Source organism: Micromonospora lutea (assembly GCF_016863535.1).
GTDB classification, from domain to species: Bacteria; Actinomycetota; Actinomycetes; order Mycobacteriales; family Micromonosporaceae; genus Micromonospora; species Micromonospora lutea.
Genome location: NZ_BOPB01000002.1, coordinates 15,512 through 40,566, shown reverse-complemented (window position 1 = coordinate 40,566; position 25,055 = coordinate 15,512). Strand labels below are relative to the sequence as shown.

Genomic DNA, 25,055 nt, shown 5'->3' with positions numbered 1-25,055 from the left:
AGGCGGAGATCATGCTACCCGAACGACAAGGGCCCTCCCGCGCCGTTTATTCCGGCGTGGGAGGGCCCTTGTTCAGCGTGAGCAAGCGGATGAGCCTCCGGCCCGGGAGACTAGACCCGCAGGTAGAAGCGGAGCGTGACCCAGGCGGTGACCGCGCTGATCAGACCGCCGACACCGGCCATCACCGGGAAGGTCAGGAAGACCTCGCCCCAGCTCACCGGCGCGAAGAGTCCTTGGAGTGCGCTGAGCGCGCCGTCGAAGAGGAATATCTTCAGCGCGACCAGGGCGCCGAGGCCCAGGATCGAGCCGATCAGACCGGCGACCACCGCCTCCAGCACGAACGGCGCCTGGATGAACCAGTTCGACGCGCCGACCAGCTTCATGACCGCGACCTCACGGCGCTTGCTGTACGCGGCGACCTGGATGGTGTTGGCGACCAGCAGCAGCGCGGCGACGGCCATCGCGATCGCGGCGACCAGGGCGATGTTCTGCCCGGCGGTGAAGAGGTTGAAGATCTTGTCGAGCACCTGACTCTGGTCGACCACCTGGTCGACTCCCTCGACCGCGGTGTACTGGTCGGAGATGGTCTTGTACTCCTCCGGGTTGACCAGCTTGAGTCGGTACGACTCCGGGAGCTGGTCCGCCTTGACCGCGCTGAGCAGGTCCGGCGAGTCCCGGAACATCTCCTGGAAGCGTTGGAAGGCCTCGTCCTTGTTGACGTACGTGGCCTGCGAGATCAGCGGGTCGGCATCCAACTGGGCGTCAAGCGCGCTGCGCTGCTCGTCCGTCACGTCGGCGTCCAGGAAGATCGAGACCTCGATGTTCTCGAAGTACAGCTGCTTCATGTCCGCGACCTTGGTGTAGATCAGGCCGCTGGCACCGAGCATGGTCAGCGAGACCGCCATCGTGATGATCATCGCGATGGTCATCGTCACGTTGCGCCACAGTCCGACCAGTACCTCGGACATGACGTATTTCATCCGCATCGGGATTTCCTCCGGCTCTCCGGCGTGAGGTGTTCGTCGTCAGATCGGGGTGCGGTGGGTAGGGCCGTCACCCGTAGACGCCGCGGGCCTGGTCGCGAACGATCCGGCCGCTCTCGATCTCGATGACGCGACGGCGCATCTGGTTCACGATGTTGGAGTCGTGCGTGACCATCACGACGGTGGTGCCGGTGCGGTTGATCCGGTCCAGCAGGCGCATGATCTCGATGGAGGTGTCCGGGTCCAGGTTTCCGGTCGGCTCGTCCGCCAGCAGGATCAGCGGACGGTTCACGAACGCCCGGGCCACCGCCACACGCTGCTGCTCACCACCGGAGAGCTCGTGCGGGTAGCGGTGCTCCTTCCCGCCGAGGCCGACCAGTTCCAGCACCTCCGGCACGACCCGACGGGCCACCGCCTTGGTCTTGCCGATCACCTCCAGCGCGAAGGCGACGTTCTCGTACGCGGTGCGGTTGGGCAGCAGCCGGAAGTCCTGGAAGACGCAGCCGATCGAGCGACGGAAGTGCGGGCGCTTCCAGGACCGCATCGACGTGACGTCCTTGCCGTTGACGACGACGCGTCCCTTGTTGGGGGTCACCTCGTGCAGCAGCATCTTGATGATCGTGGACTTGCCGGAGCCGGATGGGCCGATGAAGAAGACGAACTCGCCCTTGTCGATCGACACGGACACGTTGTCGAGCGAAGGCCGCGACGCCTTCGGGTACGTCTTCGTCACTTGCTCAAGCTGAATCACGGGTGGTGAGTCTACGCCGTGTAACTGTCATGCCAAGTCCCACGCCCCGCGGTTACGCGGCAAGTCGCCAAATCAGCACGTCAGGTCGAGATCGACGGCGCGCTCCGCCCACGATCGATCACGCACGGTCGCCGGCCAGTTGCTGCTGCTTGCGCCACCGGATGCCCGCCTCGATGAAGGAGTCCAGGTCGCCGTCGAAAACCGAACTCGGGTTTCCGGTCTCGTGCTCGGTCCGCAGATCCTTCACCATCTGGTAGGGGTGCAGCACGTACGAGCGCATCTGGTCGCCCCAGGAGCCGGCGGCGTCGGTCTTGAGCCCCTGCAGCTTGGCCTGCTCCTCCTGGCGCTTGCGCTCCAGCAGTCGGGCCTGGAGCACCCGCAGCGCGGAGGCCTTGTTCTGCAACTGCGACTTCTCGTTCTGGCAGGTCACCACGATGCCGGTGGGAACGTGGGTGATCCGCACCGCCGAGTCGGTGGTGTTGACGCTCTGCCCGCCCGGGCCCGAGGAGCGGTACACGTCGATCCGCATCTCGTTCTCGGGGATGTCGATGTGGTCGGTCTGCTCGACCACCGGCAGCACCTCGACCCCGGCAAAGCTGGTCTGCCGCCGCCCCTGGTTGTCGAACGGGCTGATCCGCACCAACCGGTGGGTGCCGGATTCCACGCTGAGCGTGCCGTAGGCGTACGGGACCTTGACCGTGAAGGTGGCCGACTTCAGACCGGCCTCCTCGGCGTACGAGGTCTCGTAGACCTCGGTCGGGTAGCCGTGCCGTTCGGCCCAGCGGAGGTACATCCGCAGCAGCATCTCGGCGAAGTCGGCGGCGTCCACGCCACCGGCACCCGCCCGGATGGCCACCAGCGCCTCCCGGGAGTCGTACTCGCCGGAGAGGAGCGTGCGGACCTCCATCTCCTGGATGGCCTTGGTCAGCCCGGCGATCTCCGACTCCACCTCGGTGAGCACCCCCGAGTCGGACTCCGCCTCGGCCAGTTCCAGCAGCACGTGCACGTCGTCCAGCCGCGACCGCAGGCTGCCCAACTTGTCGATCTCGCCATTGACGTACGACAGCTGCGAGGTCACCTGCTGGGCGCGGGCCTGGTCGTCCCATAGGTCGGGGGCGGACGCCTCCTGCTCCAGGCGGGCCTTGTCCTCGCGGAGGCGGTCGAGGTCGAGCACCGCCTCGATGCGGCGCAGGGTGGCGTCGAGTTCCTTGAGCTGTTCGGCGAAGTCGGCAGCAGTCACGACAGACAAGGGTACTGCCAAACCAGCTCGGGCCGGCATCCGATCAACCGACGGCGGCGCTCTTGAGCCAGGACAGGGCGGCACGGTGGTACGCCACGGCGAACTCAAGCGCGCTCGCGTCGTACGTGTCGCCTTCCTTCTTGGCGTTCTTGACCTGCTCGCGGACCCGGGCGAGGGCGTCCGTGTGGTACTCGTTGGCCGCGACCTGGAGGTTCTTCAGTTGGCTCGGCGAGTGCAGGTTCCCGAAGGCGATGCGCAGGGCGATCGGGTTGCGGATGGTGTCCCGCCCCGGATCTTCGGCGAGCCACCGGGAGAATGTCCGTTTTCCGGCTGCCGTGATCGCATACGGTTGACTCATCCGCGGCCCGGGCTTACCCAACCGGACGAAACCTCGCTCGGCCAGCACCGGCAACTCCCGGTAGACCTGGCTGCGGGTCATCGACCAGTACGGCGCCAGTCGGCGCTCGGCGGCGGCCATCAACTGACCACCTGTCATGGGCCCCTCGTGGAGCAGCCCGAGCAGGGCCGCCGCCGTGGGGTTCACTCCGGATTCCGCCATGCCCCTCACGCTGCCACTTTGCCGGGCCGGCGTCCAGGATTTCCCCTTTTCGCCACCCAATGGGGTTTCCTATGTGCACTGTCGGAGCGCGACGGTCCACCAACCGCACCCCACGCCCACCCCGCCCCCGCCCCCGCCCGAGAGCGGGAGTGTTAGGAAGGGCCCCTTCCTATACACCAGACGTTAAGAAGGTGCCCTTCCTTACATCTCAGTCCATGTGGGGGTAGGTGTGGTCGGTGGGGGGGACGAAGGTTTCCTTGATCGTCCGGGGGGACATCCAGCGGATCAGGTTGTGCCAGGAGCCGGCCTTGTCGTTGGTGCCGCTCGCCCGGGCGCCGCCGAAGGGCTGCTGACCGACCACGGCGCCGGTCGGCTTGTCGTTGATGTAGAAGTTGCCGGCCGCGTACCGCATCTTCGCGGCCACCGCGTCGACCACCCGGCGGTCGGTGGCGAAGATCGACCCGGTCAGCGCGTACGGGGCGATCGCCTCGGCCTGGGTGACCACCTCGTCGAAGCGGGCGTCGTCGAAGACGTGCACGCCGAGGATCGGGCCGAAGTACTCGGTGGTGAACGTCTCGTGGGCAGAATCACCGCACTCGAAGATCGTCGGGCGGACGAACCAGCCCACCGAGTCGTCGGCGGTGCCACCGGCGATGATCCGGCAACTGTCGTCGGAGGAGATCAGCTCCAGCGCCGCCGTGTGCCGGGCGTACGCCTTGTCGTCGATGACCGCGCCGCCGAAGTTGCGGAAGTCGGTGACGTCGCCGTAGGCCAGCCCGTCGGCGGTCGCGGCCAACCGGTCACGCAGACCGCCCTCCCAGAGCGAGCGCGGAACGTACGCGCGGGAGGCCGCCGAGCACTTCTGTCCCTGGTACTCGAAGGCGCCCCGGATCAGCGCCGTGTGCAGCGCGTCCACGTCGGCGCTGGAGTGGGCGACCACGAAGTCCTTGCCCCCGGTCTCACCGACCAGCCTGGGGTAGCCCCGGTAGCTGGCGATGTTCTCCCCGACCGTGCGCCAGAGCTGCTGGAAGACCTTGGTGGACCCGGTGAAGTGGATACCGGCCAGGTCGGGGTCGGCCAGCACCACATCAGAGACCTCCTCGCCCCGGCCGGTCACCATGTTGATCACCCCGGGTGGCAGGCCGGCCGCCTCGAACAGGCGCATGGTGAAGTGCGCGGCGAACTGCTGGGTCGGGCCCGGCTTCCAGACCACCGTGTTACCGAGCAGGGCCGGTGCCGAGGGGAGGTTGCCGGCGATTGCGGTGAAGTTGAACGGGGTGACCGCGTAGACGAAGCCCTCCAGTGGCCGGTGATCGAACCGGTTCCACACACCGGGCGACGACATCGGCTGCTCGGCCAGCAGGTTGCGGGCGAAGTGCACGTTGAACCGCAGGAAGTCGATGAACTCGCAGGCCGAGTCGATCTCGGCCTGCACGGCGGTCTTGGACTGACCGAGCATGGTGGCCGCGTTCAGGGTGTCCCGCCACGGTCCGGAGAGCAGCTCGGCGGCGCGCAGGAAGATCGCGGCCCGCTCCTCGAAGGGCAGCGCGCGCCAACCCGGTGCGGCGTCCTTGGCGGCCTTGACCGCCGCCCGCGCGTCGTCGTGGGTGGCGTGGCCGGAAACCCCGAGCACGTGGGCGTGCCGGTGCGGCTGCACCACCTGGATCGCCTCGCCACCGGCCATCCGCTGTTCGCCCGCGATCGTCATCGGCAGGTCGATGCGCTCGGCGGCCAGCTCGGTGAGCCGCCGCTGGAGACGTTCACGGTCGGCGCTACCCGGCTCGTAGGTGCGCACCGGCTCGTTACGCGGCTCGGGTACGGAGAACACGGCGTCCATCAGGGCTCCTGGCGATCTCGACAGCGGTGGCGAAACCGGACCCGCAGTGGCGGGACCTGCGCCAATCCTCCCACGTCCAGCGTCGGTCAACGACACCCCGGCCGCTCGTCGACCATCGATCAGGAGGTGGTTCCAGGCTCCGGGAACCGATTCGTACCCGAAGCGGACCTGTAACCGAAGAAATGCAGGCTCTGCGGGCTTCGGGCTCCCGCCGCTCCCCGCCGCGTACGCTGGGTTGCCGGTGACGTTCCGGCCCGGTCGGGCCCGGCGGCGAAGGGGAGACCATGAGCAACGAGCCCGGTGGGCCGACCGCCGCTGCGCCCGACCAGTCCGAGGCCCTCGCACCCCGGGTCGACGATCACCCGAACACCGGCCGTGCGGCACCCGCTCCGGGGGCGACGGCGTTGGCCCTGCTGGCGGCCGGCTGGTTGGCCGCGATGCTCTGGTCGACCCGGGAGGCGATCAGCTCGGCGACGGCCGGTGTCACCGCGGTCAGCCTCTCCGCCTTCGCGCTGCCCGGCGTGATCTCGGCGGCGCTGGTGGCGGGCGCCGCCGTCGGGCTGGCCGCCGGCGAACCGGTTGCCCGCCGGACCGAACGGGTGACCCTGCGCTTCGCGGCGGCGGTCGGCGCCGGTCTGCTGGTCGGGCTGCTCGCCGCGCTCGCGATCGATCTCAGCTACGCGGGTGACGTCACCACCCGCACCATCGCCGGCACCACGGCCGCCGCGGCCGTCATCGGCGGCGCGCTCGCCGGTGCCCGCAACGGTGCCGTGGTGGGCGCGGTGACCACCGCCGCGCTGGGCGCTCTGCTCTTCGTGGTGGCCTTCAGCCTGGCCCGCGACCCACTGTTCAACCTCTTCGGTGCCGGCGACACCCAGCAGTCGCTGATCAACGCGGCCAGTTGGGTTTCCCGGACCGAGTCCCTGCTGGCCGGGCTGATCGCCGGCGGGTTGGCCTTCGGCTACCTCAGCTGGGCGCGGCGACGAGCCGTAAGCGACGGCGGCGAGGCCGCACTGCGTTGGCCGGCGTACCTGGTGGCGGGCGCGGGGCCGGGGCTTCTGCTCCTGCTCACCGAGGTGATCATCCGGATCGGTGGGCGTTCGCTGATCGACCTGGCCGCTGCGCTCAGCGAGGCGGACGCGGTCGCACAGACCTCGCTCGGTACCTCGCGGGTGGACAACGCCATCTGGGTGCTGTTCGTCGGCGCGTTGACCGCCGTGATCAGCTTCGGTCGTACGCTCGGCTCACCCGCCGACGACCCGCAGCAGTGACTCCAGCTCGCTGGGGTCGTACCACTCCAGTTCGTGGTCCTCGGCCCCATCGACGGTGAACTGGGCGTCGGGGTCACCGGCCAACGCCTCCAGCACCACCTGGACGGCGGCGGCGACGTCGGTCGTGGCGTCCGCCCCGTCCACGTGCACGGCCGCGACGGCGGCGAGCGGCACCGGAGTCGGCAACTCCACCACGCTGGAACCCAGTTCCCCGTCCCCCCGGCCCACCGTCGTGGCGGGCAGGTCCGCCGAGACGACCACCCGCCGGTGCGGCGCGGCGGGGTCGTGGCGGATCAGTTGCAGGGCATCCTGCGCGGCGCGGGTGAAGGCGACGTACTCCAACTCCTCCTCGTCACCCTCCGCGTACCACTCGCGCAACGTCGGAGTCACCGCGTGCGCCTGCGTCGCGGCGAGTCCGTGCTCCGGCAGCCTGGTCAGCATCGGCACGGTCGCCGGCACGTAGACCCGGACAAGCTCGTCGGTCACCGTGATCTCCCCCGCTCTGCTCCGTCCGGCGGCGACAACCGCCGAGCCGGCGTACGGACCTGTCCGTACGCCCTGACCGTCATACACCTCGGAGCGCTTTCGTGGAAGTTCCGGCAGCGGCCGGTGTGTCCCCACCGAGAGCGATTGGCCGCCGGGAGGCAGCCGGTGGCAAACTGAGGCGAACGACGTCAACCCGGGGAGTTTCGGTGGAACCGAGGTTCCTGCTCCTGTCCGACGTGGCCACCGAGCTGAACGTGTCGGATTCGCAGGTCTACCACATGGTACGCAGCGGCGAGCTGCCCGCGATCAAGATCGGTGGTCGGGGGCAGTGGCGGGTGGAGCGGGCCCGCCTGGAGGAGTACATCCAACGTAAGTACGCGGAAACCGCCGACTGGGTACGCGACAACCCCCTGGCGGAACGCGATCCCGAGGAGCGATAGGACCGCACCCCGACATTGACCGCCGGCTCTGCCATGCCTGAGAATCGACGCTGTCGGAAGCAAACGAAGGCAAACGCAACCAAGCGGCATGACAGCAGGGGGCAGCCATGACCAACCTCCGGCGACCCGGGCCGGCCCGCCCACCCGTGCGGCTACGACCGGCACCCGCCTTCGAGCCGCCTACCGTCGAGGAGGACACCGCCGGCTGGCCCCACCCGGCCAACGGCCAGCTCGCTTTTGATCTCTTCGCCGCAAACCGCCAGTGGCCCGGCGGTGGCGGCGCAGCCCGGCCACCAGCATGGGGGGCGGCGCGCTCCGGCAGCCGACTGATCGCGCCGGGTGCGCCGAGGCCTGCCGCGTTGAGCCGGCCCGTCGGAGCCGGAGCATCGGGCCCCGGCCAGGAGTCCGCCCGGGGATTGCCGCCCGAAGCCCTGGCCACGGCCACCCCGGCGGCCACCCGGGTCGCCCATCGCTTCGTCGCCACCTGTCTGGAGGTGGTCAACGGCTTCCGACCACCGGTGCAGCTACGGCGTCACCTCGACCCGGCCCGGCTCGCGGTGCTGCTGCCCGAACTGGCCCGCGCCACCGCCCGCGGGGCACTGCCTCGGCGACGCTCGACGCGCCCCGGGGTGCAGCTACGGCGACTCCGCGTCTGCGAGCCCCGCGCCACCGCCATCGAGGCCGCCGCAGTGCTCACCGGTGCGGCTGGTCGTAGCTGGGCGATGGCGCTGCGGCTGGAGCAGCGGCGCGGCAACTGGCTCTGCACCGACCTGCGGGTGCTGTGATCCCACCGCTTCGATGAGCGCTCACCCCGCGCCAGCCACCGGGGGGACGAGATCGCGCAACCGCCGCAGCGGGTGGCCGTTTCGCTTCGTCCGGCCACCCGCTGCGGATCGCACTAGTTCACGGTGCCGCCGGGCGCACCGTGGCAGCGCTTGTACTTACGACCTGAGCCGCAGGGGCACGGCGCGTTGCGGGACGGGCCGTTGCTGGCGCTCGCCTGCCCCGGTGCGGTCTGCCGGGCGTTGCCGGTCGGCAACGCCGGCCCGCGCAGGCCGGCGGCTGGACGCTGCGGTGCGGACGGTGCCGTCCGGCCCGGCGTCGCCGGAGCGGCCTGATCCGGGCGGCCGATGCCGAGCGCGGGAGCGCGCTGCTCCTCACGCTGCACGGCGACGCCACCGGCACCGGCCTCACCGTCGATGGTCGGCGCGGAGTATTGAAGCCCCTGCTGCTGCGGCGCACGACCCAGACCCTTGGCCCGGATCTCCACCGGCTTGTCCAGCAGCTGGACCTCCTCGGCCTCGGGCTCCGGCTCGTTGACCTGGACCTCAAGGTTGTAGAGGAAGCCGACGGTCTCCTCCTTGATGCCCTCCATCATGGTGGCGAACATGTCGAAGCCTTCGCGCTGGTACTCCACCACCGGGTCGCGCTGGGCGTACGCCCGCAGCGAGATGCCCTCCTGGAGGTAGTCCATCTCGTAGAGGTGCTCGCGCCACTTGCGGTCGATCACCTGGAGCAGCACCATCCGCTCCAACTGCCGGGTGCCCTCGGCGCCGAGCTGCTCCTCACGCCGGTCGTACGCGGCGTTCGCGTCCTCCCTGAGCTGGGCGAGCAGGAAGTCGGCGTCGATGCTCGCCCGTGACCCGGCCTCCTCCACCAACTCCTCGATGGTGACGCCCACCGGGTAGAGCTGCTTGAGGCTGGACCAGAGCTGCTCAAGATCCCAGTCTTCGGCGTAGCCGTCCGCGGTGGCTCCGCGCACGTACCCCTCGATCGTGTCGTCGATCATGTTGCGCACCTGCTCGGAGAGATCCTCGCCGTTGAGTACGCGCAGCCGCTCGGCGTAGATCACCTGGCGCTGCTTGTTCATGACCTCGTCGTACTTGAGGACGTTCTTGCGGATCTCGGCGTTCTGCCCCTCGATCTGGGCCTGCGCGCTCTTGATCTGGCGGGTGACCATCTTCGACTCGATGGGCACGTCCTCCGGGATGTTGAAGCGGTCCATGACCGCCTCCACCGCACCGGAGCGGAACCGCTTCATCAGCTCGTCCTGCAAGGACAGGTAGAACCGCGACTCACCCGGGTCGCCCTGCCGGCCGGACCGGCCACGGAGCTGGTTGTCGATGCGACGTGACTCGTGCCGCTCCGTGCCCAGCACGTAGAGCCCACCGGCGGCGGCGACCTCCTCGGCCTCCGCGTCGCAGGCCTGCTTCCACTTCGGCAGGACCTCTTCGAGTGCCTTGTCGTACTCCTCGGCGTTCTCCAGCGGGTCGAGCCCGCGCTGGCGCAGCTCGTTGGCCGCGAGGAACTCGGGGTTGCCGCCGAGCAGGATGTCGGTGCCTCGGCCGGCCATGTTGGTGGCCACCGTGACCGCACCCTTGCGACCCGCCTGGGCGACGATCTCCGCTTCCCGGGCGTGGAACTTCGCGTTCAGCACCGAGTGCGGGATGCCCCGGCGGCGCAGCAACTGGGACAGAACCTCGGAATTCTCCACCGAGACCGTGCCGACCAGCACCGGCTGACCCGCCTGGTGCCGCTCGGCGATGTCCTCGATCACCGCGTTGAACTTGGCCTGTTCGGTCTTGTAGATGACGTCGGCCCGGTCCTCGCGGATCATCGGCCGGTGGGTCGGGATCGTCACCACGCCGACCTTGTAGACCTTGTTGAACTCGCCCGCCTCGGTCTGGGCGGTACCGGTCATGCCGGCGAGCTTGTCGTAGAGGCGGAAGTAGTTCTGGAGGGTGATGGTGGCCAGGGTCTGGTTCTCCTGCTTGATCTCCACCCCCTCCTTGGCCTCGATCGCCTGGTGCATGCCTTCGTTGTAGCGACGGCCGTGCAGGATGCGCCCGGTGAACTCGTCGACGATCAGGACCTCGCCGTCGCTGACGATGTAGTCCTTGTCCCGCTTGTACAGCTCCTTGGCCTTGATCGCGTTGTTCAGGTAGCCGACCAGCGGAGTGTTCACCGACTCGTAGAGGTTGTCGATGCCGAGCCGGTCCTCGACCTTCGCCACGCCCCGCTCGGTGACCGCGATGGTGCGCTTGGAGTAGTCGACCTCGTAGTCGCCCTCGCCGTCCTTGCCCGCCTGGAGGCGGGCCACCACGGCGGCGAACTCGCCGTACCAGCGGGCCGAGTGTTCCGCCGGGCCGGAGATGATCAGCGGGGTACGAGCCTCGTCGATCAGGATGGAGTCGACCTCGTCGACCACGGCGAAGTTGTGGCCACGCTGGACCAACTCGTCCCTCGACCAGGCCATGTTGTCGCGCAGGTAGTCGAACCCGAACTCGTTGTTCGTGCCGTAGGTGATGTCGCACTCGTAGGCCGCGCGGTGCTCGGTGGAGGGCCGGTTGGGCAGCACCACCCCGACGGTCAGGCCGAGGAACTCGTGCACCCGGCCCATCCAGGCGGCGTCGCGCTGGGCCAGGTAGTCGTTGACCGTGACCACGTGCACGCCTTTGCCGGACAGCGCGTTGAGATAGACCGGCATCACCGAGGTCAGGGTCTTGCCCTCACCGGTCTTCATCTCGGCGATGTTGCCGAAGTGCAACGCCGCGCCACCCATCACCTGCACGTCGTACGGCCGTTGGCCGAGCACCCGCGCCGCCGCCTCGCGGCAGACCGCGAACGCCTCGGGCAACAGGTCGTCCAGGGTCTCGCCGTCGGCGAGTCGCTCCCTGAACTGCTCGGTCATGTCGCGCAGCTCGTCGTCGGTGAGGTTGACGTAGTCGTCCTCGATCGAGTTGACGGCGGCGGCGATCGCCTTGAGGCGGCGAACCATGCGCCCCTCGCCCGCGCGGAGGACCTTTTCCAGAATCGACACGGATCAACGCTCCCCTAGACAGTCTCGAACCATCGTAGGCGTTCCATCGGGCCGATGGTCACTGGTGGCGGTGGTCGGCTTCCGCGAAACCGACATAACACTCCCCGCTCCGCTCCGCGTCCCGGTTATCCGGTTACGCCGTGGGCGAACGATCCGGCACGATGGCTCGCGTGGAACCCGTGGAGATCGCCGAGGACGGTCTGGTGCTGCGGCCGTGGCGCGCCACCGACGCCGACGCGGTACACCGAGCCTGCCAGGATCCCGACATCCAGCGCTGGACCAACCTGCCCAGCCCGTACCTGCCCGAACACGCCCACACGTTCGTCACCGAGTCGGCCGCCCGGCAGTGGGCGAACGACACCGGGGCGCCCTTCGCGATCGGCGACCCGGCCACCGGCGAACTGCTCGGCGCCTGCGGCCTGATCGAGATCGACCGCAGCGCCCGCCAGAACAGCGAGATCGGGTACTGGACCGCTCCCTGGGCCCGTGGCCGGGGCGTGGCCGTACGCGCAGCCCGGGCCCTCGCCCGGTGGTCCTTCGACGAGTTGGGGCTACGTCGGCTGATCTGGCGGGCCCTGGTGGGTAATCACGCCTCCCGGCTGGTCGCGCTGCGCACCGGGTTCCGGGTCGACGGGTTGCTGCGGACCACCGACCCGCAGCGCGGCAGGCACGACTGGATCGGTTCGCTGCTGCCCGGCGAGGTGCCGGCACCCGGTGCGGTCGGCCCGGCCGGACCGGGCACTCTGGAGGCGCGGCGGGCGGGCGTCTTCGGCCGGGCGCAGCCCGCCCTGTTCGCCACCGCCGGCACGCACGAACTGAGCCTGCGCCCGATGGAGGAGCGGGACCTCGACGAGATCATCGCCACCTGTCGTGATCCGGAGACGCTGCGCTGGACCACTGTCCCGGAGGGCTACCAGTACGCGGACGCCGAGGACTACCTCGCATTCGTACGGGCCGCCTGGGCCGCCGCCAGCAGCGCCTGCTTCGTCATCGCCGACGCCGACGACCGGTACGCCGGCTCGATCGACCTGCGGCTGTCGGCCGCCGATCCGCTGCTGGCCGACGTCGGTTTCATGACCGCACCGCACGCCCGGGGGCGGGGCTACCAGCCGGCGGCGTTGGCTGCGGTCTGTGCCTGGGGTTTCACCACACTCGGCCTGGCCCGGATCGAATGGCGGGCCAACGTCGGCAACGTCGCCTCCCGCCGGGTCGCCGAGAAGGCCGGCTTCACGCTGGAGGGCACCGCCCGCCGGGCGCTCAACCACCGGGGCGACCGGGTCGATGCCTGGGTCGGCGCCCTGCTCGCGGAGGACCTCACGTGACCCCGGAAACCATTGAGGCGCACGGGGTGCGGTTGCGACCGTTCCGCCCCGACGACGCCGACGACGTCACCGCCGGTTGCGCCGACCCGCTCACCCAGCGGTTTCTCGACGGTCTTCCCAGCCCGTACACCATCGCCGACGGCCACCGGTGGATCACCGAGGGGGCGCCCGCCGCCTTCGCCGGTGGCGGCGCCGCGTACGCCGTCGCCGACCCGGCCAGCGACCGGCTGCTCGGCACGGTCGGTCTGAGCCACCCGGTGCCGCAGCGGGGCCAGGCGGAGATCGGCTACTGGGTCGCGCCGTGGGCCCGCCGCCGTGGCGTCGCCACCGCCGCCACCCGGGCCCTGGCCGAGCATGCCTTCGCCACCGGCATCGCCCGGCTGGAACTGGTCACCGATGTCGGCAACGCGGCCAGCCAGCGGGTCGCGCTGGCCGCCGGGTTCCGGCCCGAAGGGGTACGCCGGTCCGCCTCGCCGGCCCGGGGCGGTGGCCGGCGGGACCTGACGGTCTGGGTACGACTCGCCGACGACCCACCCGGACGGTGGCAGCGCCCGTTGCCGGACCTGCCCGGCGGCCGGCTCACCGACGGTGTGGTCGTGCTGCGCCGCCTCGGCCCGGAGGACGTCGACGAGACGTACCGCCTGCACACCGAGCCGTCGGTGGTGGCCACCCGGGTGCCACCGGAACCACCCACCCGGGACTGGGCTGAGCGACGCTGCCACGACGCGGAGAGCCACTGGCTGACCGGCATCGCCGCGGCCGTGACCATCCTGGACGCCGCCTCCGGGGGCTTCGTCGGCGGTTGTGCCCTGCTCCCCGACCGGCTCGACACCGGTCAGGCGATGCTCGGCTACAGCCTGCTGCCGCAGTGGCGCGGGCACGGATACGCGACCCGCGCCGTGGGGTTGCTCGCCCGGTGGGGCTTCGACCAGGTCGGCCTGGCCCGGTTGTGGGCCGGCACCCTGCCGGGGAACGTCGCCTCGCAGCGGGTCCTGGAGAGGTCCGGGTTTCGCCGGGAGGGCCTGTTGCGGGGGCAGTTGCCCGGCGCGGCGGGCAACCGGGCCGACTCGACCGTCTACGGCCTGCTGCCGGCGGATCTGACTGACTGACCGGCAGGCACTGCGGGGCCGGCCGGTTCGGGTCGGGCCGTCCCGACCCGAACCGGCGCCACCGGTCAGATGTCCAGCGAGATGATGCCGTAGTCGTAGGCGTGCCGTCGGTAGACCACGCTCGGGCGGCCGGATTCCTTGTCCTGGAACAGGTAGAAGTCGTGGCCGACCAGTTCCATCTGGAACAGGGCGTCGTCGACGGTCATCGGCTCGGCCGGGTGCACCTTCTCCCGGGCGATGTGCCACGGCTGGTCGTCGGCGTACTCCTCCTCCTCGGGCCGTTCGGCCACGGCGGTGGCGGTGGCCGTCTCCGCGGGGGCGGAGAGCGCGGGGAGGTCGGCCACCGGCAGGCCGGCGGTCGCGGCGGCGACCGACAGCGGCGCGTGCCGGCCACGGTGTACCCGACGCCGGTCGGCCGCGCGACGCAGCCGGGAGTCGAGCTTGGCGATGGCCGCGTCCAGAGCGCTGTAGAAATCGCTGGTGCAGGCCTCGGCCCGAATCACCGGGCCACGGGAATAGCAGGTGATTTCCACCCGCTGACAATGATCGGCCTGGCGCGGATTCCGCTCGTGGAACAGCTCTACATCGACACGAATAAGTTTGTGGTCGTAGCGTTCGATCTTCGCCAGCTTGTCGGCTACGTGCACTCGGTAATGATCCGGCACTTCAACGTTACGGCCCTTGACCACGATGTCCACGTGACCTCCTTGTTCGGACGGTCTTCGATCCGGAACTCCGGTCGCGCCCGGGACGGCCCCATTCGGCGTCGACCGGTCAATACGGCTACGCCTCCTCTCACCGCCGGGGGTGGGTGGGATAGCCCTCCTACCCTCGACAGCCAAACGCTAACTCTTATCAGTCCGACAGTCACCCCTGGCCGCCAACACGTCCCGAGATTTTCCACACTTCATACACGAAGGTGTGAAACGGAAACACGATCGGTTACCGTGGGTGCCTTTTTTGTGTCGCGGCCAGTACCGCCGCCCCGGTTGGCGACAGCCCCTGCACGGTCAGTACGCGACTGACCGCCGCGAGCGTCGCTCCGGTGGTGACGATGTCGTCCAGCAGGATCACCCTCGACCCCGCGGCGGTCGGGCCGTGACCCGACCGGGCCCGAAAGGCCGCCGTGGCCGCCGCCGCCCGACCGGCGCTGTCCAGGGTGACCGAGTCCGGTCTGGGCGCGGCGCGTACCGCGTGCTGCACCCGCACCGGCCAGCCCGCCGCCCGCAGTCGACGGGCGCAGTGCCGGGTCAGCCGCCCGAGGTGATCGCCGAAACGGGCCCGGGCCGCCGCCGGGGTGTCCGGCACCGGCACCAGCAGCACCGGGCCGAGCGGGCCGGCTGCTGCGGCGACGACCTCGGCGAGCAGCGCGCCGAGAGGCCGGGCCAGGCCGTGCCGGCCATGTTCCTTGTACGCCAGCAGCGTCTCCCGCAGCGGCCCGCCGTACGCGCCGAGGGCGTGGCAGGGCGGCAGGCCCGCTGGGGCGGGAACCGGTCGCACCGGGCCCGGACGCAGCGCCCGTAACGCGTCGACACACTCCGGGCAGACCCCGTGCCGCAGCCCCGGGCGGCGTTGCCGGCAGCCGGCGCAGTCGGTGGGCAGCACCAGGTCGGCCAGGTCCGCCCAGAGCCCGCCAGCCACGGCGGCCTCAGTAGAGGAAAACGGGCGCGGTGGGGTTGCCCGGACGCACGCCGGCCGGCGGCGGTGTGACGTCCTGGACCTGGTCCCGGTTGATCCGCTCGAACGGATTGCTGCGGTACGCCACCCCGTTCGCCTCGTACATGAACGACCCGGCCAGCGGGGACCGCTCGGGGGTGGCCGGGTACGCGGCGAGGTGGTCGACCTGGCTGCCGGTGTCCTCCCGCAGCGGGGTCTCCACGGCACCGTCCACGCTCACGTCGTAGATCGCCGGCCGGCCGGCCGAGCCGGCCACCAGCAGGCGGTTCGCCGCCGACCAGTCCACCGCGGTGGCGTCGGTCAACGAGCTGACCAACCGTCGGGCCGGACCCACGCTCGGCACCCCACCCTCCCAGTTGATCGTGGTGACGTGCAGCGCGCCGTCGACGATGAGCGCGAGCCGGTGCCCGTCCAGCGCCGCCGCCACGGCGGTGACCCGGCCCGGCAGGCCGAGCTGGACCTGGCGGGTCGCCGCCTGGTCGTCGAAGCGGTAGAGCCGGCCGTCGGCGACCACCAGGCCCGCCGGGCGAGGACCGTCGGTGCGGATCCAGACCGGGCGGCTCATCGCGGCGTACCCGGTGGGGCCGGTGGTGAGGCCCTCCACCACGCCACCGCCGCGCCCCACGGCCAGCCGCTGCCGCCCGTCCTCGCCGGTGACCACCACGGCGGCCAGGACGTTCTCGCCGGCGCGACGCAGTTCGGCTGAGACGATGTCGCGGTTCACCTCGGGTGCCACCGGCACCGAGCCGGCGGCTTCGCCGGCCACGGTCAGCGAATGGATCGCCCCCTCGTAGACGCAGTACCGCCGCGCGTTGCCGTCGATCAGGCCCAACGGATTCAGCCGGCGCTGCTCCTCAAGGTCGATCACCTTGCGGGACTGGTTGAGGATCTTCACCTCGACGGTGCCGTGCAGCTCCCGCAGAGACCACGCCAGCTGGGTGCCGAACTGCTCCAGCCGACGCTCGTCAGCGCCCGGCATGTCGAGGTTGACCTCCCACCGGCCGTCCGAACCGGTGGCATTGTTGATCATTTCGGTGCGGTCGGGCAGACCGGAGACGCCGATCCGCAGCCACTCCGAGGGACCGGCGGTCAACCACCGGATCACCTCGCTCACCCGACGCTCCGCCGGCACGGCCGAGGAGAGGTAGCGCTGATCGGAGACGAGCCGGGTGCGGTCGGAGTTCCAGAAGTAGATCGCTTCCGCCTGGTAGAACCGGCGCAGCGCGTCGTCGCTGAGCAGCAGCACGTTCGGCGGGTCGCTGACGTAGTAGCCGGCGTCGTCCTCACCCACCGGACCGGCGCTGACCAGCCGGAACTCGTACGTCGACTCGGTGGCCACCGGTGGCACCAACATCCCGTTGGCCCGCAACAGACCGACCTGCTGCACGCTGATGGTGACCTTCATGCTGTCGACGTCCGGCTCGATCACCGGATCGTCGGTGAGCCGCACCACCGACAACGCCACCTCGCTGCCCTGTTTCTCCGGCAGCCCGCTCCGTTCGGAGGTGGCGATGAACCGCTTGACCCGCTCGTACGCCCGATCCGGCTCGCCGGCCGCCGCGGCCAGGAAGTTGCGCACGAACGCCTCGGCGTCGCTGCCGCTGGCCTCACGCGTCGGCGGTTCGGTGCCGCGTCCCAGCGACCAGTTCGTCTCCGCGGCCGGGCCGCGCTGCTCGATCTGCACCTCACTGCGGTCGGGAATCCCGCAGCCGGCGGAGACGGTCAGCACCAGCGCGCCGCCGAGCAGCCCGGTCAGCAGGCGCCTCACGAGCTCACCTCCGCGCGCCGTTGCTCCGCCTGCGGTGGTGGACCGGACGCCGGGCCGATGGCGAGCGTGCCGGCCGGGCCGGGCTCGATGACCAGCGGTCCGCCGGCCGGCGCGCCGCTGAACGGCAGCGCGACGTCGGCCGGTACCAACCGCAGCGGCGAAGTGGTCAGCCGGTCACCAGCGCGCGCCGGCAGGGTGAGCCGGAATTGTGCGCCCTGCCCGGGCGCGCCCCACGCCTCCAGCCAGCCGCCGTGCAGTCGGGCGTCCTCCAGGCTGATCGACAGTCCCAGCCCGGTGCCGCCGGTCTGCCGTGCCCGGGACGGGTCGGCCCGCCAGAACCGGTTGAAAACCAGCTTCTCCTCGCCCGGTTTGAGCCCGACACCGTGGTCGCGGACGGTCAGCGCGACGGCGGTCTCGTCCATCCCCAACGTGATCCGCACCGGCCGTCCCTCGCCGTGCTCGACCGCGTTGCCGACCAGGTTGCGCAGCACTCGTTCGACCCGTCGCGGATCTATCTCGGCGATCACCGGGGCGGTCGGTACGTCCAGTTCGATGGCCACCCCGACCCGCTCGGCCAGCCCGGCCAGCCGGTCGACCACCCGGTGCACGACCGGCACCAGGTCCGTCGGCTCGGCGTCGAGCACCGCGAAACCCGCGTCGAACCGGCTGATCTCCAGCAGGTCGGTCAGCAACTCCTCGAAGCGGTCCAGCTCGGCCTGGAGCAGCTCGGCGCTGCGTGCCACCGCCGGATCGAACCCGTCGCGCTCCGCGAAGATCAGGTCAGCGGCCATCCGTACGGTGGTCAGCGGGGTCCGCAGTTCGTGTGAGACGTCCGAGGTGAATCGGCGTTGCAGCCGGGACATCTCCTCCAGGCGCAGGATCTGCCGTTGCAGGTTGGTGGCCATCTGGTTGAACGAGGCCGCGAGCAGCGCCAGGTCGTCCTCACCATTGACGGCCATCCGCTGGTCGAGCAGGCCGGCCGAGAGTCGCTGGGCGGTCCGGGCGGCGACCCGTACCGGGATCACCACCAGCCGGGTCACCAACGCGGCGAGCAGGCCGAGCAGCAGCACCAGGGCGACCCCGGTGGCCACCACGGTGGCCCGCGCCTGCGCTGCCGTGGCGTCCTGCAGGGTCAGCGGCACGAAGTAGTAGAGCTCCACCTGCCCGAACCGGGTCGGCACCGGAGAGCCGTAGACGAGGTACTTCCGCTCGCCGTCTGCGGTGAGCCGGCCGGTACGGATCTGGTTGGCCACGTTGCCATCGGCCACCGCAGCGCGCATCTCGGGACTGATCAGGGGTCGGACGTTCGCCGACGGCGAGGTACGCGCCTCGATCACTCCGGGCCAGTTCTCCGCGGTGAGGGCCACCACCACGCCGCTGTTCTGCTGGGGGTCACCACCGGCCAGGTAGTTGACCGTGCCGTCGATCGTCTCCTGGAGCTGCGCCTCCTGGGGCTGGCTGTAGAGGCTGAACTGCTTCGCCGCGTACTCCGCGCCGTTGAGCAGCCGCAACTGGACGTCGGTCTTGGCATTGTCCAGCAGGATGCTCGTGATCTTGTCGGCGATCAGGTAGGCGAAGCCACCGACCAGCAGACTGGAGGTCACCAACGTGATGGTCACCACCCGCACCTGCAACGAGCGGCGCCACGTCTGGTGCAGCCTCGCCACCGAACGGGCCAGACGGCCGCTCACCCCACGCCACAACTCCCGCACGGCACCACGCCGGCGGGACGTCGGGTCAAGATCGGGGATCGGGGAGGTGGCCACAGTGCCACCAGGCTATCCGGTACCAGCCTTGTAGCCCACGCCGCGAACGGTGAGGATGATTTCCGGCCGTTCCGGGTCCGGCTCGATCTTGGCACGTAGCCGCTGCACGTGCACGTTGACCAGCCGGGTGTCCGCCGCGTGCCGGTAGCCCCAGACCTGCTCCAGCAGCACCTCGCGGGTGAAGACCTGACGCGGCTTGCGGGCGAGCGCGACCAACAGGTCGAACTCCAGCGGCGTCAGCTTCACCTCCTCGCCGTTGCGGCTGACGGTGTGCGCCGGCACGTCGATGGCGATCTGGTTGCCGGGCGGGCCGATGGTGAGCAGTTCCGGCGCGGCGTCCTCGCCCCGGCGCAGCCGGGCCCGCATCCGGGCGACCAGCTCCTTGGGTTTGAAGGGCTTGACCACGTAGTCGTCGGCACCCGACTCCAGACCGAGCACGACGTCGACCGTGTCGCTCTTGGCGGTCAGCATCACGATCGGCACCCCGGACTCGCCCCGGATCGCCCGCGCAACGTCGATACCGCTCATTCCGGGCAGCATCAGGTCAAGCAGGACGATATCGGGCCGATTGTCGCGGAACGCGGCCAGTGCCCGTTCCCCGTCCGCCACGAACGAGGGCATGAAGCCCTCACTGCGCAGCACGATGCCGAGCATCTCGGCGAGCGCGGGGTCGTCGTCGACCACCAGTACCCGGGCTCTCATGGGGTTAATGGTTCCATCCCGTCAGTTCGGTGGGCTCGGCGTCACCCGCACGCTACTGCCGTCAGGTGGGCCGTGCCCAGCACCCGCTCGGTTTGTACCGCTCGCACGTGCCGCCCCGGGACGGGACTTGCACCCCGGACGACCGCGCATGTCAACATGATCCCCGGGTGCGTCGCAGCGCGCCACCGCCACCGCCTTTCCAGGAGTACGCGTGCCCGCAACAGGCCCGACCGTCGTACTCCCCGGACGCCCGCTCACCATCGGGGAACTGCTCGACTCCGCCGTACTGCTGCTGCGCGCCCAGGCACCGGTCCTGCTGCCGCTCGCCGCCGTGCTGGCCGTCGGCGAACAACTCCTGCTGCTGCCGCTGCGCACCGCCGTGGGTGCCACCGGGCCGCTGTGGTGGCCGTCCAGCCTGAGCGAACTCAGCCCCTTCTGGTTCATCCTCGCCCTCGGTGCCGCGACCGAAGCGGTGATCATCCTGCTGCTCGGCAATCCGGCCGCCCGCGCCGCCGCCAGCGCGCTGGTCGGCCGCCGCCCAACCGTCGGGCAGTTGGTGGGTACCCGCGGCGGACGCTGGGGCGCCACCCTCCTGCTCGGCCCCGTGGTCGGCGCGGTCATGCTGCTCGCGTCCCTTCTCGGCCCCGTCTGGTTCCTCGGGTTCGCCCTGCTCGGCGCGGTGGCACCGGCCCTGGTCGTCGACCGGATCGCGCCGGTACGGGCGCTCGGACGCTCCGTCACGCTCGCGTTTCGCCTGGGCGGACGGGCCACCGCACTGCGGGTACTGGGGTATCTCGTCTGGTGGATCCTCCGGGTCGGGATCGGCTGGGGGGCGTTCACCGGGCTGACCACCCTCGACCTGGTCGCCGAGGGCTGGGCCAATGCCGTGGCGATGCTCATCTGGGCAGCCGTGAACATGGTCGCCTACGCCGCGCTGGCCTGCCTGGACGCGGTCGTACACCTGGAAACCCGGATTCGCAGCGAGGGCCTGGACATCCGGGTCTCCCGCGCACCCGGCCCGCCGGGCAGCACCGACCTGCTGGCGGTCGGCGGATGAGCTTCAGCCGTTGGTGGACCGAGACCACCGCCGCCCTCGGAGACCAGCTGCCGTTGCCGCTGGCCGCGCTGCTGCTGGTCCTGACCACCGTGTTGACCGCGACCGCCTGGTACACCTTCCCCGCCTGGCTCCCCCGCCGGCTGCCCCGGCTCCGCCGACGCCGCTCCGCCCGGCCGACCGAGCGGCAACCGACGACCGTACCGTCGGTGCCCGTCACCCCGGAGCCGCCCGCAGGCCCGGTCGGCACGGCTGTGGTGGCGGATCGGCTGGCCGCCGAGGGCCGCTACGACGAGGCCGTCCGCGAGCGGTTGCGGAGCATGCTTCACCAGCTCAGCAACCGACGCGTGGTGCGGGTCCGGCCCGGCATGACCGTGGCCGAGGTGGTCACCGAGGCCACCGTCAACCATCCGCCGGCCGGACCGCCGCTGGCCGCAGCCGCCGCCCTCTTCTCCGAGGTGTGGTACGCGCAACGCCCAGCCACCGCCGACCATGATCACCGCATGCGCGACCACGCCGGCCGGCTGGACCACCTGCTCGCGGCGGTCACCCAGCTCAAGGACGACGACCAATGAGCGCACGCGGACGCCGCCACCGGATCGTGGTGCCCGTGCTGGCGGCGGCGCTGCTGATGACGATCACCCTGGTCACCCACGAGATCGACCAGCCGGACCCGACCGACCGGGGCTTCCTCTCCCCGACGGTGACCGGTGACCACGGCGGCAGCCGGCTCGCCGCGAGCCTGGCCCGGCAGGGGGTGGTGGTGCAGCGGGAGACAAACGCGCTCCGGGCGTTGCTGGCCACCCGGCCCGGCCCGGCCACCCTGTTCGTCCCGGCACCCGAGTTGCTGCACCCGCGAACCGTCGGTCACCTGGGTCTGCTGCCCGACGGCACCCGGCTGGTGCTGGTCGACCCGCCCCGGCGGGTGCTGGCCGCCGCGGGACTACCACTGCGCCCGACCGGCCGACGGTGGGCGACCCGGGCCGTGCCACCACACCAGCTCGACCGGTCCTGCCCGCTGACCGAGGTCGTCCCGGCCACCACGGCCGCCGTCGCCCGCCAGCGGTACGTACCCACCGGTGCTCCGGACAGCGTCGACCTCTGTTACGCCGCCGGCCTGGCCCGCCTCACCGGGACCACCGAGAGCGTGGTGGTGGGTGCCAGCGATCCGTTCCGCAACGGCCGGATCGACGAATGGGACAACCTCACCTTCGCCACCGGCCTGCTCGCCACCACCGGCCGGGTGGTCTGGCTCGACCTGGACGGTCCGGAGCCGCCGCCACCCGAACCCACTCCCGCCCCCACCCGGCCTCCCCCGGAGCGCGACGACGGCATCGACGAACCCGACCAGCAGGAGGACCTGGACAGCGAGGGGAACGGCGAGACGGCACCGGGTGCCCGGCCGGGCGGTGAAGCGTCCGGCCCCGGCGCACGAGGTTCCTCCGGGGAGCCGAACCCGCTCTGGTCGGCCTTCCCGCCGTGGTTCTGGGCGCTGCTGCTGCAACTCGCCCTGGCGGCGCTGCTGATCGCCATCGGCCGGGCTCGCCGCCTCGGTCCGCCCAACCCGGAACCACTCCCGGTCGCCGTCCCCGCCGCCGAGACGGTGCTCGGTCGAGGTCGGCTCTACCAGCAGGCGCGGGCTCGGGAGAGCACCGCCCGAGTGCTCCGGACCGCGACGCTGGCCCGGCTGGCACGACGCCTGCACCTGCCCACCGAGGCGCCGCCCAGCACGGTCGCCGCCACGGTGGCCGCCCGGACCGGCGACCGGCCCGAGGCAATCCACGAGCTGCTCTACGGTGACGCGCCACAGACCGACCGGGGCCTGCTGGAGCTCGCCGGTGAGCTGGACCGCGTGACGCGTGCCGGCGAGCCGGCGCCCACCCGGCCCCTCCCCGACGCGCCGGCCCCGGCCCGGCTGCCGAAGCCCCGATCCGAAGGAGATCACCGGTGACCCGACCCGCGATGACCGTGGACCCGCTCGCCGCCGACCCCACCCGGGCGGCGCTGCACCGGCTACGCGCCGAGGTGGCCAAGGCGGTCGTGGGCCAGGAGGGCGTGGTCACCGGAATGATCGTCGCCCTGCTCTGCCGTGGTCACGTACTGCTGGAGGGCGTACCGGGAGTCGCCAAGACGTTGCTGGTGCGTACCGTGGCCGCCGCACTGGATCTGACCTCGCGACGGGTCCAGTTCACCCCCGACCTGATGCCCGGCGACGTCACCGGTTCGATGGTCTTCGACGCGCGAACCGCGGCGTTCACCTTCCGCGAGGGGCCGGTCTTCACCAACCTGCTGCTCGCCGACGAGATCAACCGCACCCCGCCGAAGACCCAGTCCGCACTGCTGGAGGTGATGGAGGAGCGGCAGGTCACCGTCGAGGGCGAGCAACGTGTCCTGCCCGATCCGTTCATCGTCGCCGCCACCCAGAACCCGGTGGAGTACGAGGGCACCTACCCGCTGCCGGAGGCCCAGTTGGACCGGTTCCTGCTCAAGCTCACCGTGCCGCTGCCCAACCGGGACGAGGAACTGGGCGTGCTCCGCGCCCACCATGCCGGCTTCGATCCTCGGGACCTGGGCGCTGCCGGCGTACGCCCGGTGGCGGACGCGGCCGATCTCGCTACCGCGCGCGCGGCGGTGGGCCGCGTCCACGTCGCCGATTCCCTGCTCGGCTACGTCGTCGACCTGTGCCGGGCCACCCGCGCCACCCCGGTGCTGGAGCTGGGCGCCTCGCCGCGCGGTGCGACGGCCCTGCTCGGCACCGCGAAGGCGTGGGCGTGGTTGAACGGCCGCGATCACGTGGTGCCGGACGACGTGAAGGCGATGGCGCGGCCCACCCTGCGGCACCGGTTGCGCCTGCGTCCGGAGGCCGAACTTGAGGGCGTCGAGGTGGATCCGGTCCTGGACACGGTGCTGGCCACCGTGCCGATCCCGCGATGACCTGGCGGGCGGCGGCGCTGCTGGCGGCCGGCGCGTTGACCCTGCCCGGATGGCCGGCACCCTTCGTCGGGCTGGTGGTGATGGTCTGCGTGGTGCTGCTGCTGGTCGGCCTCGATCTCGCGCTCGCCGCGCCGCTGGGGGCGCTGACCGTCGAACGCGCCGGTGAGCGGGCCGTACGACTCGGTGGCACCGCCACGGTCACCCTGTACCTGCGCAACGCCTCCGGCCGGCCGCTGCGCGCCCGGGTCCGCGACGCCTGGGTGCCCTCGGCCGGAGCCCGACCGGAGGTGCCGCCGACCCGGGTGGTCCACGCCGCCCCCGGTGAGGTTCTCGCCCTGCCCAGCCACCTCACCCCCACCCGCCGGGGTGACCGGCCCGCCGTGGCTCTGACCATCCGCTCGTTCGGGCCGCTCGGGCTGGCGTTCCGGCAGTGGGATGGCCGGCCCGGCACCCCACCGTGGACGCTGCGGGTGCTGCCCCGGTTCGAGGCACGCCGGCACCTGCCGGAGCGGCTGTCGCGGCTGCGCGTCATCGACGGCACCCAGGTGGGCCGGGGACGCGGACCGGGCACCGAGTTCGACGCGTTACGTGAGTACGTGTCCGGCGACGACGTACGCTCCATCGACTGGCGAGCCAGTGCCCGACGCGCGGAGGTGCTGGTGCGTACCTGGCGTCCGGAGCGGGACCGGCGGCTGATCTGTGTGCTGGACACCGGGCGTACCTCGGCCGTCCGGGTGGGTGACGAGCCCCGCCTGGACGCCTCGATCGAGGCGGCGCTGCTGCTCAGCGCGTTGGCGGGGCGGGCCGGTGACCGGGTGGACGTGCTCGCGGCGGACGTCGTGCCCCGTGCCTCGGTGGCTGGTGCCGAACGACCGGGCCAGTGGAGCCGGCTGGCGCACGCGTTGGCCCCGCTGCAACCCGCGCTGGTCGAGACCGACTTCCGCCTGATCGCGGGCGAGTTGCTGCGGCGACACCGGCCACGCAGCCTGGTGGTGCTGCTCACCGCCCTGGAGCCCGGCGCGCTGGGCGAGGGACTGCTGCCGGTGCTGCCGCGGCTGGCCGCCCGGCACCGGGTGCTGGTGGCCGCGGCACAGGACCCGGTGCTGGTCCGGCTCACCGCCACGCCGCCACGACGTCCCGAGGACGCGTACGCCGCAGCCGCCGCCTGGCGCACCTTCGACGAACGGAACCGCCTCACCGCCGCGCTGACCCGCCACCACGTCACCGTGGTCGACGCCCCCGCCGACCACCTGGCTCCCGCCCTGGCCGACGCCTACCTGACCCTCAAATCCACCGCCCAACTCTGACCCCACCCACTCGCCCTCCCCCCCACCCC

The 25,055-nt window shown here is 71.1% G+C and carries 22 protein-coding genes; 10 read left to right on the top strand and 12 right to left on the bottom strand.

Translation table 11 applies throughout. From position 1 onward, the window contains the following. Positions 1-110: 110 nt before the first annotated feature. The 5 genes from ftsX to pruA all read right to left on the bottom strand — a co-directional run bounded on the left by ftsX (position 111) and on the right by pruA (position 5,370). A complete protein-coding gene (gene ftsX, locus Vlu01_RS01730) occupies positions 111-986 on the bottom strand; it encodes a permease-like cell division protein FtsX (protein WP_203991774.1) in 876 nt (291 codons plus the stop codon). A gap of 67 nt (positions 987-1,053) precedes the next feature. Next, positions 1,054-1,734 (bottom strand): cell division ATP-binding protein FtsE, encoded by a 681-nt coding sequence (gene ftsE, locus Vlu01_RS01725; protein ID WP_013731749.1) that lies wholly within the window; start codon positions 1,732-1,734, stop codon positions 1,054-1,056. 118 nt (positions 1,735-1,852) lie between these two features. Then, a complete protein-coding gene (gene prfB / locus Vlu01_RS01720; RefSeq protein WP_203991772.1) occupies positions 1,853-2,974 on the bottom strand; it encodes a peptide chain release factor 2 in 1,122 nt (373 codons plus the stop codon). 43 nt (positions 2,975-3,017) lie between these two features. After that, positions 3,018-3,533 carry a PadR family transcriptional regulator gene (locus Vlu01_RS01715; protein ID WP_203991770.1) on the bottom strand — a complete coding sequence of 172 codons (516 nt, stop codon included), beginning with the start codon at positions 3,531-3,533 and terminating at the stop codon, positions 3,018-3,020. Between the two features lie 208 nt (positions 3,534-3,741). Further along, entirely contained in the window at positions 3,742-5,370 is a 1,629-nt protein-coding gene (pruA, locus tag Vlu01_RS01710) for an L-glutamate gamma-semialdehyde dehydrogenase (protein ID WP_203991769.1), read from the bottom strand. Positions 5,371-5,654: 284 nt separating this feature from the next. On the opposite strand from pruA, the gene Vlu01_RS01705 reads away from it, so the two are divergent. Next, on the top strand, positions 5,655-6,641 hold the full coding sequence (locus Vlu01_RS01705; protein ID WP_203991767.1) for a hypothetical protein: 987 nt from the start codon (positions 5,655-5,657) through the stop codon (positions 6,639-6,641). Here the strand turns inward: Vlu01_RS01705 and Vlu01_RS01700 are convergent. Continuing rightward, complete coding sequence (locus tag Vlu01_RS01700) at positions 6,615-7,127, bottom strand: DUF6912 family protein (RefSeq protein WP_203991765.1); 513 nt, start codon at positions 7,125-7,127, stop codon at positions 6,615-6,617. The two genes, Vlu01_RS01705 and Vlu01_RS01700, sit on opposite strands and share 27 nt — an antisense overlap. 206 nt (positions 7,128-7,333) lie before the next feature. On the opposite strand from Vlu01_RS01700, the gene Vlu01_RS01695 reads away from it, so the two are divergent. Together Vlu01_RS01695 and Vlu01_RS01690 are read left to right on the top strand one after the other, a co-directional pair. Beyond that, positions 7,334-7,567, top strand: a complete 234-nt coding sequence (locus Vlu01_RS01695) for a helix-turn-helix domain-containing protein (RefSeq protein WP_203991763.1) — start codon at positions 7,334-7,336, stop codon at positions 7,565-7,567. 107 nt (positions 7,568-7,674) lie between these two features. Then, positions 7,675-8,352 carry an Rv3235 family protein gene (locus tag Vlu01_RS01690; RefSeq protein ID WP_203991760.1) on the top strand — a complete coding sequence of 226 codons (678 nt, stop codon included), beginning with the start codon at positions 7,675-7,677 and terminating at the stop codon, positions 8,350-8,352. 113 nt (positions 8,353-8,465) lie between these two features. Here the strand turns inward: Vlu01_RS01690 and secA are convergent, their stop codons facing one another. Then, complete coding sequence (gene secA, locus Vlu01_RS01685) at positions 8,466-11,387, bottom strand: preprotein translocase subunit SecA (RefSeq protein ID WP_203991756.1); 2,922 nt, start codon at positions 11,385-11,387, stop codon at positions 8,466-8,468. 161 nt (positions 11,388-11,548) lie between these two features. On the opposite strand from secA, the gene Vlu01_RS01680 reads away from it, so the two are divergent. Together Vlu01_RS01680 and Vlu01_RS01675 are read left to right on the top strand one after the other, a co-directional pair. After that, a complete protein-coding gene (locus Vlu01_RS01680; RefSeq protein WP_373307241.1) occupies positions 11,549-12,709 on the top strand; it encodes a GNAT family N-acetyltransferase in 1,161 nt (386 codons plus the stop codon). Further along, positions 12,706-13,818 carry a GNAT family N-acetyltransferase gene (locus Vlu01_RS01675; protein WP_203991739.1) on the top strand — a complete coding sequence of 371 codons (1,113 nt, stop codon included), beginning with the start codon at positions 12,706-12,708 and terminating at the stop codon, positions 13,816-13,818. Before Vlu01_RS01680 ends, Vlu01_RS01675 begins: the two co-directional genes overlap by 4 nt. 65 nt (positions 13,819-13,883) lie before the next feature. Here the strand turns inward: Vlu01_RS01675 and hpf are convergent, their stop codons facing one another. The 5 genes from hpf to mtrA all read right to left on the bottom strand — a co-directional run bounded on the left by hpf (position 13,884) and on the right by mtrA (position 19,731). Continuing rightward, a complete protein-coding gene (hpf, locus tag Vlu01_RS01670; protein ID WP_203991737.1) occupies positions 13,884-14,516 on the bottom strand; it encodes a ribosome hibernation-promoting factor, HPF/YfiA family in 633 nt (210 codons plus the stop codon). 244 nt (positions 14,517-14,760) lie between these two features. Next, entirely contained in the window at positions 14,761-15,423 is a 663-nt protein-coding gene (locus Vlu01_RS01665; protein ID WP_203993413.1) for a ComF family protein, read from the bottom strand. A 43-nt stretch (positions 15,424-15,466) separates the two neighbouring features. Continuing rightward, positions 15,467-17,263 (bottom strand): LpqB family beta-propeller domain-containing protein, encoded by a 1,797-nt coding sequence (locus Vlu01_RS01660; RefSeq protein ID WP_239095633.1) that lies wholly within the window; start codon positions 17,261-17,263, stop codon positions 15,467-15,469. Then, a complete protein-coding gene (gene mtrB, locus Vlu01_RS01655) occupies positions 17,260-19,029 on the bottom strand; it encodes an MtrAB system histidine kinase MtrB (protein WP_203991724.1) in 1,770 nt (589 codons plus the stop codon). Before mtrB ends, Vlu01_RS01660 begins: the two co-directional genes overlap by 4 nt. Positions 19,030-19,041: 12 nt before the next feature. Further along, on the bottom strand, positions 19,042-19,731 hold the full coding sequence (gene mtrA / locus Vlu01_RS01650; RefSeq protein WP_093406568.1) for an MtrAB system response regulator MtrA: 690 nt from the start codon (positions 19,729-19,731) through the stop codon (positions 19,042-19,044). 211 nt (positions 19,732-19,942) lie between these two features. Between mtrA and Vlu01_RS01645 the strand changes: the two genes are divergently transcribed. Genes Vlu01_RS01645 through Vlu01_RS01625 form a run of 5 tightly spaced genes read left to right on the top strand, consistent with a single transcriptional unit; the run spans position 19,943 to position 25,026 of the window. Further along, a complete protein-coding gene (locus tag Vlu01_RS01645) occupies positions 19,943-20,788 on the top strand; it encodes a hypothetical protein (RefSeq protein WP_203991721.1) in 846 nt (281 codons plus the stop codon). Then, positions 20,785-21,360, top strand: coding sequence for a DUF4129 domain-containing protein (locus tag Vlu01_RS01640; RefSeq protein ID WP_203991718.1), 576 nt, complete (start codon positions 20,785-20,787; stop codon positions 21,358-21,360). The genes Vlu01_RS01645 and Vlu01_RS01640 overlap by 4 nt, the downstream gene beginning before the upstream one ends. Next, the gene (locus tag Vlu01_RS01635; protein ID WP_203991703.1) at positions 21,357-22,736 is read left to right on the top strand and encodes a DUF4350 domain-containing protein; all 1,380 of its coding nucleotides are present in this window, start codon (positions 21,357-21,359) and stop codon (positions 22,734-22,736) included. Before Vlu01_RS01640 ends, Vlu01_RS01635 begins: the two co-directional genes overlap by 4 nt. 11 nt (positions 22,737-22,747) lie before the next feature. Further along, positions 22,748-23,719, top strand: a complete 972-nt coding sequence (locus Vlu01_RS01630; protein WP_203993408.1) for an AAA family ATPase — start codon at positions 22,748-22,750, stop codon at positions 23,717-23,719. Then, the gene (locus Vlu01_RS01625; protein ID WP_203991698.1) at positions 23,716-25,026 is read left to right on the top strand and encodes a DUF58 domain-containing protein; all 1,311 of its coding nucleotides are present in this window, start codon (positions 23,716-23,718) and stop codon (positions 25,024-25,026) included. Before Vlu01_RS01630 ends, Vlu01_RS01625 begins: the two co-directional genes overlap by 4 nt. Positions 25,027-25,055: the final 29 nt, after the last annotated feature.